Source organism: Actinobacillus vicugnae (assembly GCF_901687125.1).
Classification (GTDB): domain Bacteria; phylum Pseudomonadota; class Gammaproteobacteria; order Enterobacterales; family Pasteurellaceae; genus Actinobacillus; species Actinobacillus vicugnae.
Genome location: NZ_CABFJY010000044.1, coordinates 63656 through 79659, shown reverse-complemented (window position 1 = coordinate 79659; position 16004 = coordinate 63656). Strand labels below are relative to the sequence as shown.

Genomic DNA, 16004 nt, shown 5'->3' with positions numbered 1-16004 from the left:
CACTTGCTCACAAGTGATAATATCTTAAAAGATTTTTCATTTGTGAGCAAGTGATCAATATCACATTTTCTAGAATCATTTTTGTGAAATACAATGTACAAATCAATTTAAATGCTCAAAATAAGGATAAAAAATGAACACTGCTAAACGTAAAAATTTAGGCGTACCAGCTGAAACGCATATGAAAATAGAAAGGGTTGCTGTAGAAGTGACGGCAAAGACAGGTCGAGTCACAAAATGGACTGATGTTGTAAATTTTATGATAGAAAATTATCTAAATGAGGCTAAACAAGACTTAATACACAAAACAACGGAAACAACAAAATAGATAAAAATTGAACAAATTTTTTAACTCGGAAACATTAAAAAGTATGGAAAACCATACCAAAGTTCGGGTGTTACAGAACTCCCGAACTTCTTTGCGCGCTTTTTATACAACTTTTAACGTTTATAAAAATGCCCTCCCGCTGTTCTTCGATATGTCCTGATAAACTCATCTAAATCAACAGGTACGTCTGAATTAACTAACTCCTGAAGAAATAACATAAAATGCTCCAGCTGCTGAAATCGCTTGTCTGTCGCTGCTGGAGGCTCGTTCCTATCATAACGAAAACGGACTTCAATGGAATCAACGGTTAAATAAATACGATGTTCGGTCATTTTTAAGAGTTTAACTGTCTCAAAGAAATGCTTAGGTGTGATGTGAGATAAAGTGATATCAGCCATAAAATGCCCTTAATGCACTATAGCCTAATTCGCATAATACAAGGTTATGTGTAAATTTTTCGGGCAGCCTTGGGAATTTTACTGCCCTCAAATTCAACATAACCTTAAAAAGCATTATGCGAATTAAAATGATGTAAGCCATTGATTTATAAGAGCTTATGATTTCTTATTCATAATTAATGGTTTACTTATGTCTTGTGCAAAATTTTACGCAAATTTGACCGCTTGTATGGATAAACCAAGTTGTAATGACTTAATGATTTCGCCATTATAGCTTTAAGTCATTAACCATCTTTCTCTGATGGTTTCTTAAATTCTATAAGTAGCTATTTTTCAGATAAATTTGCAAAAAATCTGGCAAAAATGGCCGCTTATTTGATTGAACTTTCTAAATAATGAAAATGATACATTACATTTTATGCAGTTATTCTATATTTTTATTCATTTTGTCATAAATGCTTATCATTTTATTGTTGCATATGCTAGACTTTATTTCGTTGTACAAAACATAAAGGTGGTTATTATGAATAATATATTAAACAAAACATTACGTTCTAGTCTGATTCCGTCCTTGTTATGCGATTTTTATAAAACTTCACATCGTATTCAGTATCCAGAAAATACACAAATTATTTATAGTACATTTACCCCTCGTAGTAATCGACAGGCGCCCTATTTAACCCGTATTGTATCATTTGGTTTTCAGGCATTTATCCGCAAATATTTGATTAACTATTTTAATGATAATTTTTTTAGTCGCCCGCAAGATGAGGTGGTATCTGAATATTCGCAATTTATTACGAAAACATTACAAATTAATGATACGGGTGAACATATTGCACAATTGCATCAGTTAGGTTATTTACCGATTCGAATCAAAGCAATTCCTGAAGGACAATCGATTGCGCCTAAAGTGCCTGTAATGACGATTGAAAACACAGATCCTCGTTTTTTTTGGCTAACCAATTACTTAGAAACGCTGATTAATGTTTGTTTATGGCAACCGATAACTTCCGCTTCTATTGCTTTTGCTTATCGCTCTACCCTCACTCAATTTGCGCAAAAAACCTGTGATAATCATGATCACCTTCTGTTTCAGTCCCATGATTTTTCAATGCGTGGCATGAGTTCATTAGAGTCGGCAGAATTATCTGGTGCTGGACATTTAACGTGCTTCTTAGGCACAGATACCATTCCTGCTATTTCATTTATTGAAGGATATTATGGCTCGCAGCAGCTAATTGGCTCCTCTATTCCTGCTTCAGAACATTCTGTGATGAGTGCGCACGGTGTGGATGAATTGCCAACATTCCGCTATTTAATGCAGAAATTTCCTCATAATATGCTGTCGATTGTGGCTGATACTACAGACTTTTGGCATAACATCAGTGTTAATTTGCCATTATTAAAACAGGAAATTTTAGCGCGTCCAGAATATGCGCGTGTTGTGATTCGCCCAGATAGCGGTGATTTTTTTGCAATTCTTTGTGGAAATCCGACCGCTTGTGATAAACAAGAACGTAAAGGTTTAATCGAATGTTTATGGGATATTTTTGGAGGAACGCTGAATTCCAAAGGCTATAAAGTATTAGATCCGCACATTGGCGCTATTTATGGTGATGGCGTGACTTATGAAAAAATGTTAGCGGTATTGGAAGGATTAGAACGAAAAGGTTTTGCCTCTAGTAATATTGTGTTTGGTGTTGGCGCGCAAACCTATCAACGCAATACAAGAGATACTCTTGGCTTTGCAGTAAAAGCGACTTCTATCACGATCAATGGAGTTGAGAAAGCCATTTTTAAAAATCCTAAAACGGATGACGGTTTGAAAAAGTCTCAGAAAGGTCGAGTTAAAGTACTGTCGTATGAGCATTATGTAGATGGATTAACTGCAGAAGATGATTTCTCTGATGATTTATTAGTGCTCGTTTTTGAGAATGGGAAACTAGTAAACAATACGAGCTTTGATCAAATTAGAGATAATATTCACGCTCAATTATAATAAGCACGGAATACCGAGTATTCCGTGCTTAAAGCTGGTGATAACACTATTTAGTTAAATCAACTTGATACACCGCAAAACCAACTTCATCAGTACCAACTAATGTCATTGGATATTGTGCTTTTTCTTTAATAAATGTCGCCGCTTGTTCTGTTGGTGAGGTCTCAAAACGAACATCTAATTTCACTTTTGCATTGATCGGTGCAATGCGCCAGTTTTTATCTGCCGTTGGCACAACATGACCTTTAGCTTTACTTTCTGCCGAAATGTAGTTTGCTAAAATCTGACGATTTTCATCAGGTGCAGCAAACACAATATGGCTATCGCCTGTACCAGGGAATTTACCACCGTAGGCACGATAATTATTAGTGGCAATTAAAAACTCTTGTTTTGGATCGACTGGTTTACCATTAAAAGTTAGATTCACTACTCGATGTGCTTTCTCGTTGATTAATTTGCATTCCCCGTCATAACGAGCTGGTTGGGTAATATCAAACTGGTACTCTACTCCATCAATGACATCAAAGTTGTAAGTACGGAAACCAGTCCAGTCTAATAAACTTTGTGGCTGTGTGCTAGTTGGGTCAATTTGTTTAAACATTCCTGCGCTACATTCTAGCCATTCTTTTAGCTCTGCCCCCGTTGCTTTTACAACAACAAGGGTATTCGGATAAAGATATAGATCTGCCGCATTGCGGAAGGTTAATTGTCCTTTATCTACCTCGGTGAAGCCTGTTGGGTCATTTTTACGCCCACCTGCTTTAAACGGAGCACCTGCACTTAATACTGGTAAACCAGCTAACTCAGGTAAGCCTTTCACTACCACATTTTCTACATAGGCTTTTTGTGCTTGGTTTACGATTTGAATAGTTGGATCGTCTTGTACTAGTGCTAAATAGCTGTACATATTATCAGTTGCATTACCAATTGGTTGTGAAACAAATTTACGAGTTTCTTCATGGGTTTCTTTCAATAAAGCAACGATCTCAGGGTGATTTTCAACAGTTGCTTTTTTCGCTTCTGCATCATAAATCGGACGAAGAGCCGCTTTGCCATCTACTACCGCCCATTTACCATTCTGTTCGGCTAAACTTAAATCTACGACACTGATATTATTGCCCCAGTAACCTGCCATGCTTTCTGGTACACCTTTCATAGTACCTTTGGCAATATCTGCATTTGGTGATTTTTCAAACTCTTTGTTTGGGAATAGACGATGAGAATGTCCAAAAATAACTGCATCAATACCTTTAACATCTGCAAGATAGAATGCGCAGTTTTCTGCTCCTTCTTTATAAGGTTCGTCAGAAGGACCTGTATGTGCTAAAGCAATAATTACATCTGCACCTTGAGCTTTCACAATAGGCACATATTTTTCTGCCGTTTTTACAATATCACGCGCTTCAACTTTACCATCAAGATTCGCTTTATCCCACACCATAACTTGCGGTGGTACAAAGCCAATATAACCAATTTTTAAAGTTCGTGGTTTGCCGTTTGTGTCAATAATGGTTTTTTCTTGAATAAAATAAGGCTGGAAGAATGGTTCATCAGTACCTGGTTTTACGATATTAGCATTGATAATTGGAAAATGAGCCTGTTTGAGCACATTATCTAAATAGGCTAAACCGTAGTTAAACTCGTGATTACCCAGTGTACCTACTTCGTACTTCATTGCATTAAGTGCCTTAATTGCAGGATCTGCTTTTCCTTCTTTAGCGCCAACAGTTACTTGATAATCTGCAATTGGGTTACCTTGAATTAAATCGCCGTTATCCACTAACACACTGTTTTGAACTTCTTTACGTGCTTGTTCAATTAAACTTGCTGTACGAGTAAAACCAAATTTTTCAGTTGGTGCATCTTTATAATAATCAAAGTCCGTTAAAAAACTGTGAATATCGGTTGTCGCAATAATACGTAAATCTGCATTATTACTTGTGCCTGCTGCAAATGCAAAACGTTGTGTACCTAATACAAGCATTGCACTTGCACCTAATTGAATAAAACGTCTTCTATTTAACATAGAAATCACTCCTCTTTGTTTTAGCATAAAAATTTGCAAATTATTGTAAGAAAATAACCGCTTATGCTCCACTGCTTTTTTGTTATTTCGTGATCGAGTGCAAATAAAAAAGCTTTGTTTAGGTATAAAGTGTACTTTATTTGAAACAAAACTCTAGTTCGAATCAAAATTTAAGCAGTTTTTCACTATTATTTGGGAATAGCAATTTATTTTATGTGCTGAAAAGTGTATTCTTATAGTGACGTACACACTTCTTGTGTGCCAATTTATCAATCCTTTCACAAACAAAGAAAAAAGGTGTTTGACATGTCTAAAAACTTAATCCTTATCCTTAACTGTGGTAGCTCTTCTCTAAAATTTGCTATCTTAGATCCTAAGACTGGTGATGAAAAATTATCTGGCTTAGCGGAAGCATTTCATTTAGAAGATGCTCGTATTAAATGGAAATTAAACGGCGAAAAAGGCAATGCAGATTTAGGTGCAGGAGCAGCGCATAGCGAAGCATTAACATTCATTGCAAATGAATTATTATCTGAAGAACTAAAATCAAGCATTGGTGCTATCGGTCACCGTATCGTTCACGGTGGCGAGCAATTCACTTCATCAGTAGTGATCAATGATGATGTAGTTAAAGGCATTGAGAACGCTATTCAATTTGCTCCACTTCACAACCCAGCACATTTAATCGGTATTAAAGAAGCATTCCGTATTTTCCCTGATTTAAAAGAGAAAAACGTTGCTGTGTTTGATACAGCATTCCACCAAACAATGCCTGAGGAAGCATATTTATACGCGCTTCCATACAAACTCTATAAAGAAAATGGTATTCGTCGCTATGGTGCACATGGTACGAGCCATTTATTTATTACGTCACAAGTTGCTGAATTAGCAGGTAAACCTGTAGATCAAACTAATGTAATTATTTGTCACTTAGGTAATGGTGGTTCTGTATCTGTAGTTCGTAACGGTAAATGTATTGATACTTCTATGGGATTAACTCCATTAGAAGGCTTAGTAATGGGTACACGTTCTGGTGATATTGACCCTGCAATCATTTTCTACCTATACAAAAACTTAGGTATGTCAATGGAGCAAATTGAAGAGACTTTAGTGAAAAAATCAGGTCTTTTAGGTTTAACTGAAGTAACTAGTGACTGTCGCTATGCAGAAGATAACTATGACGATACTTCAAAACCAGAAGCAAAACGTGCTTTAGATGTTTATAGCTATCGTTTAGCAAAATATATCGGCGCATATATGGCAATTTTAGGCGATGATCACTTAGATGCTATCGCATTTACTGGTGGTATTGGTGAAAACTCGGGTCACGTACGTGAGTTAGCTTTAAACCACTTAAAATTACTCGGTGTTAAATTAGATAACGAACGTAACTTAGCCGCTCGTTTTGGTAAATCAGGTATAATTACTGCTGATGATTCAGCATTTAAAGCTGTAGTAATCCCAACAAATGAAGAGTTAGTGATTGCACAAGACACTGCTAAATTAGCATTATAATTACAAGGGCAGGATTCTGCCCTTTTCCTATTTCACACAATCGGAATTACATATGTCGAGAACTATTATCTTAATCCCAACAACAACAGGTGTTGGTTTAACAAGTGTAAGTTTAGGTTTAGTTCACGCTTTAGAACAAAAAGGTTCTAAAGTTGGCTTCTTAAAACCTATTGCACAACCAATTACTGGTGAAGATGCATTAGACCGCTCTACTTCTATTATTAAAGCAGCACAAACCACGGAAGTGGGTGAACCATTTATGTTGAGCGAAGCTGAAGCATTAATTGGTCAAAACCAAAGTGATGTGTTATTAGAGAAAGTGGTTGAGCGTCATCAACAACTTTCAAAAAACAATGAAGTTGTAATCATTGAAGGTTTGATCCCAACGCGTAAAAACTCATACGCAAATAGCGTCAATTACGATATTGCTCAAGCGTTAGATGCAGAAATTATCTTAGTTGCGGCACCAGGTTCAGATAAACCTGCGCAATTAAAAGAACGTATTGAGGCAGCAGCTTCAGAATTTGGTGGTCGTCATAACCCTAACTTATTAGGTGTAATCATCAACAAATTCAATGCTCCAGTAGATGAATCAGGTCGTACCCGTCCAGATTTGACCGAAATCTTCGACTCATTCCAACACAGCACACAAAATGTGGCTGAAGTGGAAGCATTATTCGTAAAAAGTCCAATTAAATTACTTGCTTGTGTTGAGTGGAAATCAGATTTAATCGCTACTCGTGCAATTGATTTGGCAAAACATTTACACGCAGCGATTATCAACGAAGGTGAAATTCAAACTCGCCGTATTCGTGGTGTTACATTCTGCGCTCGTAGCTTGCCACACATGGTCGATCACTTTAAAGCAGGTAGCTTATTAGTTACTTCAGCAGACCGTCCTGAAGTATTAGTAGCCGCTTCTTTAGCCGTAATGAATGGCGTTGAAATTGGTGCAATCTTATTAACAGGTGGTTATAAAATTGAAACTCCGATTGCTAAACTTTGCCAACAAGCATTTGAATCAGGCGTACCTGTATTCCGTGTTGAAGGTAATACATGGCAAACTGCACTTAGCTTACAAAGCTTTAGCCTAGAAGTGCCAGTGGACGATAAAGAACGTATCGCTTCAATTAAAGAATATGTAGCAAGCCAATTCAATGCTGGCTTTGTAGATGAAGTGTCTAAAGCGGCAACACGTGCACGTCGTTTATCACCTGCAGCATTCCGTTATCAATTAACAGAATACGCTCGCCAAGCGAAAAAACGTATCGTGTTACCAGAAGGTGATGAACCTCGTACTGTTAAAGCTGCAGCATTATGTGCTGAACGTGGTATTGCTGAATGTGTACTTTTAGCAAACCCAACGGATGTTCAACGTGTAGCTGAATCTCAAGGCGTAGTATTAGGTAAAGGTATTACGATTATCAACCCTGAAGAAGTTCGCGAAAACTATGTTGCTCGTTTAGTTGAATTACGTAAAAACAAAGGTATGACCGAAGTTGTTGCACGCGAGCAATTAACCGACACCGTTGTACTTGGTACAATGATGTTAGAAGCTGGCGAAGTAGATGGCTTAGTCTCTGGCGCAGTTCACACTACAGCAAATACAATTCGTCCACCGATGCAGATCATCAAAACTGCACCTGGTAGCTCAATCGTTTCTTCGATCTTCTTTATGTTATTACCAGACCAAGTACTTGTATATGGTGACTGTGCGGTAAACCCAGATCCAACAGCAGAGCAATTAGCTGAAATCGCAATTCAATCAGCTGAATCAGCAAAAGCGTTCGGTATTGATCCACGTGTTGCAATGATTTCTTACTCAACAGGTACATCAGGTTCTGGTGCAGATGTAGAGAAAGTAAAAGAAGCGACCCGTATTGCACAAGAAAAACGCCCAGATTTAATTATTGATGGTCCGTTACAATACGATGCTGCGGTAATGGAAGATGTGGCTCGTTCTAAAGCTCCTAACTCTCCAGTCGCAGGTAAAGCAACCGTATTTGTGTTCCCTGACTTAAATACAGGTAACACCACTTATAAAGCGGTACAACGTTCGGCTGATTTAGTTTCTATCGGCCCAATGCTACAAGGTATGCGTAAACCAGTAAACGACTTATCACGCGGTGCATTAGTCGATGATATCGTTTATACAATCGCATTAACCGCAATTCAAGCGACTCAAGGTTAATTTTATTCGCCAACAAAATGCCCTCATTTGAGGGCATTTTTTATGGACAAGCGGTCAAGTTTGAGCATTTTTTTGCAACAAAAAGCCCTGAATATCAGGGCTTGTGTGGTTATGCTTCTTTAGTTAAGTCTTTAACTTCAGTTTCAGCTGTGATCTTTTTCACAGCATCAATACCCTTCTGGCAGCTTTGCTTCGTTGCATAGCCTTCACCACCTGTTGCTATAATTTGGTGGTTACCAGATTTTAAACGCCAACGGAACTCACCTTTAGCATCTTTATAAATTTCAAAATACATATTTATTTCCTCATAAAAAACCAAACTTAGCGCTTGGCAATGACCAGATTACTTATTTAGTGAGAAATTGCAAATTTTTCACGAAAAATAACCGCTTATTTACGTAAATTTGCTCACCCTGTTTAGATTTTGTCTGTTATGATATTGTTAATTCTTATTACAAGAGGATAACAATATGACTGCACAATCTCTTATCTCACGACTCACCCAAATTGTTGGAAACCAATATATTATTACCGACCCTGCCAAAACAGAATCTTATCGAAGTGGTTATCGATTCGGCTCTGGTGCGGCAATTGCGGTTGTACGTCCAGCTAACTTATTAGAATTTTGGCAGATTCTGAAAGCTTGTATTGAACATGATGTTATTGTCATCAATCAAGCGGCGAATACAGGGTTAACTGGTGGTTCAACGCCAAGCGGTAATGACTACGATCGTGACATTGTCATTATTAATGTGATGCGAATTGACGGCATTCAGTTGATTAATAACGCAAATCAAGTGGTTTGTTTACCTGGTTCAACTCTTAATGAACTTGAAAGCCAATTAAAACCCCATGGAAGGGAACCGCATTCTGTGATTGGCTCATCTTGTATTGGGGCTTCTGTAATTGGTGGTATTTGTAATAACTCTGGTGGCGCACTTGTACAACGAGGCCCTGCTTATACTGAAATGGCGTTATATGCTCAATTAAATGAACAGGGTGAACTAGAATTACATAATCATCTCGGTATAGATTTAGGCTCAACCCCCGAAGAAATACTAACCAATTTACAGCATCAGCGTTATCAACAAAAAGATATTCAACAAGATTGCGGAATAGGCCATGACCATAGTTATTGCAATCATGTTCGTCAAATAGATGAAAACTCCCCTGCCCGTTTTAATGCAGATCCTGCCCGTCATTTTGAAGCTTCAGGTAGTGCAGGTAAACTTGCCATTTTCGCTGTGCGTTTAGATACCTTCCCGCTCGAAAAAGAAACTGCCGTTTTTTATATTGGTACAAACTCTACCAATGTGTTAAATGATTTACGCCGCCATATGCTTAGCCAATTCGAACAGCTACCGATTTCAGGTGAATATATTCACCGTGAAGCCTTTGATGTTGCTGCCCGTTATGGTAAAGACACCTTTTGGGTTATTAAGAAATTTGGCACACAATGGCTGCCAAAACTATTTGCTTTAAAAGCAAATGTGGATCGTATCAGTAAGAAAATACCATTTTTACCTCATCACCTTAGCGATAAATTAATGCAATTAATTTCTAAAGGGCTTCCAGAGCATTTACCACAAAGTTTATGGCAATTCCGTGATCGTTATGAACACCACCTTATTCTAAAAATGGGCGGAAAAGGCGTTGCAGAAGCTCGCAACTATCTCTCAGCATACTTTGCACAACGTGAAAATGGAGCATTTTTTGAGTGTGATGCGGTAGAAACCCAAGCAGCAATGCTACATCGTTTTGCGGTGGCAAGAGCAGCAATTCGTTACCGAGCGATCCATGAAAATGAAGTGGAAGATATTGTAGCGCTTGATATTGCACTACGCCGAAATGATCAGGATTGGTTTGAACAATTACCTGCAGAAATTGAGCGACAAATTAGTCATAAGCTCTATTATGGGCATTTTATGTGCCATGTATTCCATCAGGACTATATTGTGAAAAAAGGCTATGATTGCGTAAAACTAGAACATGATATGCTGGAATTATTGGATAAACGTGGTGCGCAATATCCTGCAGAACATAACGTAGGACATTTATACAAAGCCAAACCTGAATTGCGTAAATTTTATAAGGCGCTTGACCCAACCAATAGCTTTAACCCTGGCATTGGACAAACGAGTAAGAAAAAATATTGGCGTGAATAAATCTGCGTTTTACTACCAATAGCAAGCGGTCAAAATTTGCAGATTTTTTTCGAAATTATGCAGCAAATGCATATTTTTATACGGGCGAACACCGTTCCCCCCTACAAAAAAATGCTTGTGTAACTGCTCATAATACCGAAATTTTTTAGTAAATGTGACCGCTTGTTTGCTATTGACCTAGCGAGGCATTAATCCGATCTGCAAATTTACCGATACTAATCCCAAAGTTATTTGAACGGTTCCAATCCATTAAAGTACGAAAATTGCTCGTAACTAAGAATGCTCTACCTGCTTCTTTATCTGGGCGAATCAGCCATAATTTCTTGCCATTTAATGCACTCAGTTTCATATTCTCTTGAGCATTCGGATACGCGAGATATACGCCCCAAGATTGCCATTCACCTAAACTTTTCGCTTTATTTTCTTCCAATCCTGAAAACGAAATATCAATCGGGCTTGAAAGCTTCACTTCTACGCCCCAAGGCTGTTTATTATCCCAACCTACAGTCGAAAGATATGAAGCAATAGAAGCGAATGCATCTGCTTCATTATGCCAAATATCTTTTTTACCATCGCCATCGCCATCTGCCGCATAGCGTAGATAAGCGGTTGGCATAAATTGGGTTTGCCCCATTGCGCCCGCCCAAGAGCCTTGCATTTCATAACGTTTGATCGTGCCTTTATCCAACATTTTCATCGCATTCACAAATTCTTGGGTAAACAATTTTTCACGACGACCATCAAAAGCTAATGTGGCTAACACAGATAGTACATCAAAATCGCCTTGGTAACGACCAAAGCTACTTTCCATCCCCCAAAGTGCCATAATATATTCTTTTTGTACGCCATATTTTTGGCTTGCTTTGGTTAATGGCAGATTAAATGCATACCAATTTTCTACTGCAGTATTCACTTTTGATTGCGTTAATACTTTGCTGAGATAATTAGTTACGCCATTAGGATTTGGTTGAGGTACAGGCGCATTTGGATCACGCTTACGCCCTGCTTGTTGGTCAAGTTGCACAGCACGAGCGTTATAATTAATAAAACGTTGTTCATTAAGTGTTTTATCTGAAACACCAGCGCCTGCTGCTTTTTGTTTTAGAAATTGCACATAATCATTAAAATGATTGAGTGTACGTGTTTTGCTATAGGTTGCATCAAGTGGCAACTCTTGAAATGAACGGTTAGTTTTATTTGAACAGCCCGCAATGGCGAGTGTAATTACCGTAAAAGGAATGGCTAAAAATTTGAATTTCATATTGTTTTTTGCATTAAAAGCGGTCTATTTTTAGCTAAATCTTGTAAAAATAGACCGTACAACTAAAGGTTTACCATTCGACTCGGACGAATCACGTTATCTGATGTGATTTCTGCAACGCCGAGGAATTGATGATTTGCTGAGAATAAACGAACGAGACCGTAAATCTGTTGCCCATTTTCAAATTTTACTCTTTGACCGAAACCAACCGCTTTGGTTTGCTCCGTAGTTAGATTTATTTTTGGCAAACTTTCTACTGCGGTATCTAAAGGTAAAAGATATTGATCTAAGGCTTCAAGCGGTTGATTTTCACTTAAATTTTGCAATACATCGTAGCTCATCATGGCTCCAATCGGATAATTTGCTACAGCTAAACGACGTAATACCGTAACATGCGCACCACAACCTAACGCCTCACCTAAATCGTCAACAAGTGTGCGGATATAAGTGCCTTTTGAGCAATGAACTTCTAAGGTTAAATGAGGTGCCTCATAGCTTATAAACTTCAACTCAAAAATTGTGATTGGGCGAGCTTCACGTTCTACGCTAATGCCTTGACGAGCGTATTCATACAAGGGTTTGCCATTATGTTTTAGCGCTGAAAACATGGTTGGCACTTGTAGAATATCTCCACGAAACTGCGCTAATGCAGCAAGAATTTCTGCTTCAGTAACATTGACTGCACGTGTTTCAACCACTTGCCCTTCTGCATCTGAAGTATCGGTACGTACACCTAATTTTGCGGTAACTTGATAGCGTTTATCCGAATCTAGTAAGAATTGCGAAAATTTAGTCGCTTCTCCTAAACAAATCGGCAACATACCTGTTGCAAGTGGATCAAGTGCACCTGTATGCCCTGCTTTATTCGCTTGAAATAGGCGTTTTACCTTTTGCAGAATATCGTTAGAAGACATACCTTGCGGTTTATCTAATAAAAATACACCGTGAACATCACGCCCTTTTTTACGAGGTCTAGACACTATTCGTCCTCTTTATGTTTTGCTTCGTCATTTTTAATCACGTTTGACACAAGGTTAGACATACGCATACCTTCTACGAGTGATTGGTCATAAATAAAACGAAGTTCAGGCACAATACGTAAACGCATTGCTTTACCTACTAACGAACGAATATACGGACTTGCTTTTTCTAAACCTTTCATACCTTGTTCAATAGCACTTTGATCATTATCGAATAAAAAGGTCACAAATACTTTTGCATAAGCCAAATCACGGCTCACTTCCACATCTGATACGGTAACCATACCAATTCGAGGATCTTTCACCTCACGTTGTAAAATCACAGCAATCTCTTTTTGTAGTTCTTGTGCCACACGATCGCTACGTTTAAATTCTCTGCTCATATTTTCTCCAAAAAATAAAGGGCGAGCATCGCCCAAAAAATTAGGGCAATTATATCTCAAATCGTCCTAATTGCCTAATGTTGCGCATTGTTTAATAATTGGGAAACTTTAATAAACAAAAAAATAAGCGGTCAGTTTTCCTTTAAATTTTGCAAAATTTTAGGAAAATCTGACCGCTTCTATTTATTGATAGAGAGTGATTAAATCGTACGTTTTACTTCAACCACTTCGAATACCTCGATTTGGTCGCCGACTTTTACATCGTTGTAGTTTTTAACACCGATACCACATTCCATACCGTTACGCACTTCTGATACGTCGTCTTTGAAGCGGCGGAGAGATTCTAGCTCGCCTTCAAAAATTACCACGTTGTCACGTAATACACGGATTGGATTGTTACGTTTTACGATACCTTCCGTTACCATACAACCTGCAATTGCACCGAATTTCGGATGACGGAATACATCACGCACTTCAGCCAAGCCGATAATTTCTTGTTTGAATTCAGGTTGTAACATACCACTCATTGCCGCTTTGATTTCGTTGAGCAATTCATAGATGATTGAATAGTAACGTAAGTCGATGCTTTCTGTTTCAATTACACGACGAGCAGAAGCATCTGCACGCACGTTAAAGCCTACGATAATCGCATTTGATGCTGCAGCAAGCGTTGCATCGGTTTCAGTAATACCACCTACACCCGAACCAACTACTTTCACTTTCACTTCTGCAGTTGAAAGCTCTGCTAATGCTTGGCAAATAGCTTCTACCGAACCTTGTACGTCGGCTTTCACGATAACATTAAGTTCTGCAACATCGCCCTCGGTCATATTGCTAAACATATTTTCAAGTTTCGCTTTTTGCTGACGAGCAAGTTTCACTTCACGGAATTTACCTTGACGATAAAGCGCTACTTCACGGGCTTTTTTCTCATCACGCACAACGGTTGCTTCATCCCCCGCTGCTGGAACGCCAGAAAGACCTAATACCTCAACTGGAATTGATGGACCTGCTGATTCAATGTCTTTACCATTTTCATCACGCATTGCACGCACACGGCCGTATTCAAAGCCACAAAGTACGATGTCACCTTTGTTTAACGTACCAGATTGAACAAGAATCGTTGCAACAGGACCACGACCTTTATCAAGGTAAGACTCAATTACTACACCGCTTGCCATACCGTCTTTCACTGCAGTAAGTTCTAACACTTCTGATTGAAGTACGATTGCTTCAAGTAAGTCATCAATCCCCATACCTTTTTTCGCTGATACAGGTACAAATTGCACATCACCACCGAATTTTTCAGAGATCACTTCGTGTTGTAATAACTCTTGTTCTACACGATCTGGGTTTGCTTCTGGTTTATCAATTTTGTTCACAGCAACTACGATTGGCGCACCTGCAGCTTTCGCGTGCTGAATCGCTTCAATCGTTTGTGGCATCACGCCATCATCTGCTGCCACAACAAGTACTACGATATCCGTTGCTTTTGCACCACGTGCACGCATTGAGGTAAACGCTGCGTGTCCTGGTGTATCTAAGAAGGTAATCATTTTGCCATCGTTAGTTTCAACGTGGTAAGCACCGATATGCTGAGTAATACCACCCGCTTCGCCTGCTGCCACTTTTGCTTTACGAATATAGTCGAGTAATGACGTTTTACCGTGGTCAACGTGACCCATAATGGTTACTACTGGCGCACGAGTTACTTTTTCAGCATCCACGTCACGATCTTCCATTACCGCTTCTTCTAATTCATTTTCTTTGCGAAGAATCACTTTATGACCCATCTCTTCTGCCACAAGTTGTGCCGTTTCTTGGTCAATAACTTGGTTAATCGTTACCATTTCGCCCATTTTCATCATAAATTTGATGATTTCAGTCGCTTTAATCGACATTTTCGCAGCTAAATCTGCCACGGTAATGGTTTCACCAATAACAACGTCTGCTTTTGCTACTTGAGCTGGTTTGGTGAAGGCTTGTTGAATTGCAGCACCTTTCTTCGCATGCTTACCTTTACCTTTTACATCTTTTTGGTTGCGACGATCTGCATTACGCTCGTTTTTATCTTCACGATCGCCTTTTTTTGCTTTATTTACGCCACCTTTACCACGAGAACGGTTTGCTTCGCTACGACGATCGTTATCACGATCTGCCTCACGAGCATAGCTAGAAGTAAAGCGATCATCTTCAAAGTCTTCACCATTTTCAGCCGCTTCTTCACGAGCAATTTCAGCTAAACGACGAGCATTTTCCGCTGCACGTTTTGCATCCATTTCTGCTTTTTGACGCGCTAATTCTTCTTGTTTACGACGAAGTTCAGCTTCTTCTTTTTTCTTCGCTTCTTTTTCTGGATCAAGTGCTTTTTCTTGCTTCGGTTGCTCTACTTTTGGCGCTACTACTTTAGGTTTACTATTTGGCATTACAGGTACAGCATGTTTTTTCGCTTCAAGCGCTTTTGCTTCTTCTGCTTTTTTAGCTGCTTCCGCCTCGGCTTTTGCTTTCTCCGCAGCAGCTTTTTCAGCGGCTTCTTTTTCTGCCTTAGCTTTTGCTTCAGCTTCTTGTTTTACTTTTAAAGCGGCTTCTTCTTGCGCTTTTTTAACCGCTTCTGTATCAATTTTACGAGACTTACGCACTTCAACTTGAACTTTACCGTCAGCCACTGTTGTTTTTGTACGGCGTTGTAAGCTTAATTTTTTAGGTGCTTCGTTTTTAATTTCGTTATCACTCATTGTTTTTCTCCTTACAACGA

General features: G+C 38.7%; 12 protein-coding genes. 5 read left to right on the top strand and 7 right to left on the bottom strand.

Annotated features, from left to right (window positions below; translation table 11 throughout):
* Window positions 1-133 precede the first annotated feature (133 nt).
* Complete coding sequence (locus F8M47_RS08555; protein WP_150539689.1) at window positions 134-328, top strand: hypothetical protein; 195 nt, start codon at window positions 134-136, stop codon at window positions 326-328.
* 113 nt (window positions 329-441) lie between these two features.
* Here F8M47_RS08555 and F8M47_RS08550 read toward each other — a convergent pair whose 3' ends face one another.
* Window positions 442-726, bottom strand: a complete 285-nt coding sequence (locus tag F8M47_RS08550) for a hypothetical protein (protein WP_150539688.1) — start codon at window positions 724-726, stop codon at window positions 442-444.
* Between the two features lie 523 nt (window positions 727-1249).
* On the opposite strand from F8M47_RS08550, the gene F8M47_RS08545 reads away from it, so the two are divergent.
* A complete protein-coding gene (locus F8M47_RS08545; protein ID WP_150539687.1) occupies window positions 1250-2728 on the top strand; it encodes a nicotinate phosphoribosyltransferase in 1479 nt (492 codons plus the stop codon).
* A 46-nt stretch (window positions 2729-2774) separates the two neighbouring features.
* On the opposite strand, the gene cpdB is transcribed toward F8M47_RS08545, so the two are convergent.
* The gene (gene cpdB, locus F8M47_RS08540; RefSeq protein ID WP_150539686.1) at window positions 2775-4754 is read right to left on the bottom strand and encodes a 2',3'-cyclic-nucleotide 2'-phosphodiesterase; all 1980 of its coding nucleotides are present in this window, start codon (window positions 4752-4754) and stop codon (window positions 2775-2777) included.
* Window positions 4755-5060: 306 nt separating this feature from the next.
* Here cpdB and F8M47_RS08535 point away from each other — a divergent pair, with 306 nt between their 5' ends.
* Window positions 5061-6269 carry an acetate kinase gene (locus F8M47_RS08535; RefSeq protein WP_150539685.1) on the top strand — a complete coding sequence of 403 codons (1209 nt, stop codon included), beginning with the start codon at window positions 5061-5063 and terminating at the stop codon, window positions 6267-6269.
* 52 nt (window positions 6270-6321) lie between these two features.
* Window positions 6322-8460, top strand: coding sequence for a phosphate acetyltransferase (pta, locus tag F8M47_RS08530; RefSeq protein WP_150539684.1), 2139 nt, complete (start codon window positions 6322-6324; stop codon window positions 8458-8460).
* Window positions 8461-8569: 109 nt separating this feature from the next.
* On the opposite strand, the gene F8M47_RS08525 is transcribed toward pta, so the two are convergent.
* On the bottom strand, window positions 8570-8755 hold the full coding sequence (locus F8M47_RS08525; RefSeq protein ID WP_150539683.1) for a YegP family protein: 186 nt from the start codon (window positions 8753-8755) through the stop codon (window positions 8570-8572).
* A gap of 175 nt (window positions 8756-8930) precedes the next feature.
* Between F8M47_RS08525 and dld the strand changes: the two genes are divergently transcribed.
* On the top strand, window positions 8931-10625 hold the full coding sequence (gene dld, locus F8M47_RS08520) for a D-lactate dehydrogenase (protein WP_150539682.1): 1695 nt from the start codon (window positions 8931-8933) through the stop codon (window positions 10623-10625).
* Window positions 10626-10794: 169 nt separating this feature from the next.
* Here the strand turns inward: dld and F8M47_RS08515 are convergent, their stop codons facing one another.
* The 4 genes from F8M47_RS08515 to infB form a co-directional block, all read right to left on the bottom strand.
* Complete coding sequence (locus tag F8M47_RS08515; RefSeq protein WP_150539681.1) at window positions 10795-11886, bottom strand: lytic murein transglycosylase; 1092 nt, start codon at window positions 11884-11886, stop codon at window positions 10795-10797.
* Between the two features lie 62 nt (window positions 11887-11948).
* Window positions 11949-12866, bottom strand: coding sequence for a tRNA pseudouridine(55) synthase TruB (truB, locus tag F8M47_RS08510; protein WP_150539680.1), 918 nt, complete (start codon window positions 12864-12866; stop codon window positions 11949-11951).
* A complete protein-coding gene (gene rbfA, locus F8M47_RS08505; RefSeq protein ID WP_150539679.1) occupies window positions 12866-13249 on the bottom strand; it encodes a 30S ribosome-binding factor RbfA in 384 nt (127 codons plus the stop codon). The genes truB and rbfA overlap by 1 nt, the downstream gene beginning before the upstream one ends.
* Before the next feature lie 200 nt (window positions 13250-13449).
* A complete protein-coding gene (infB, locus tag F8M47_RS08500) occupies window positions 13450-15984 on the bottom strand; it encodes a translation initiation factor IF-2 (protein WP_150539678.1) in 2535 nt (844 codons plus the stop codon).
* Window positions 15985-16004 lie beyond the last annotated feature (20 nt).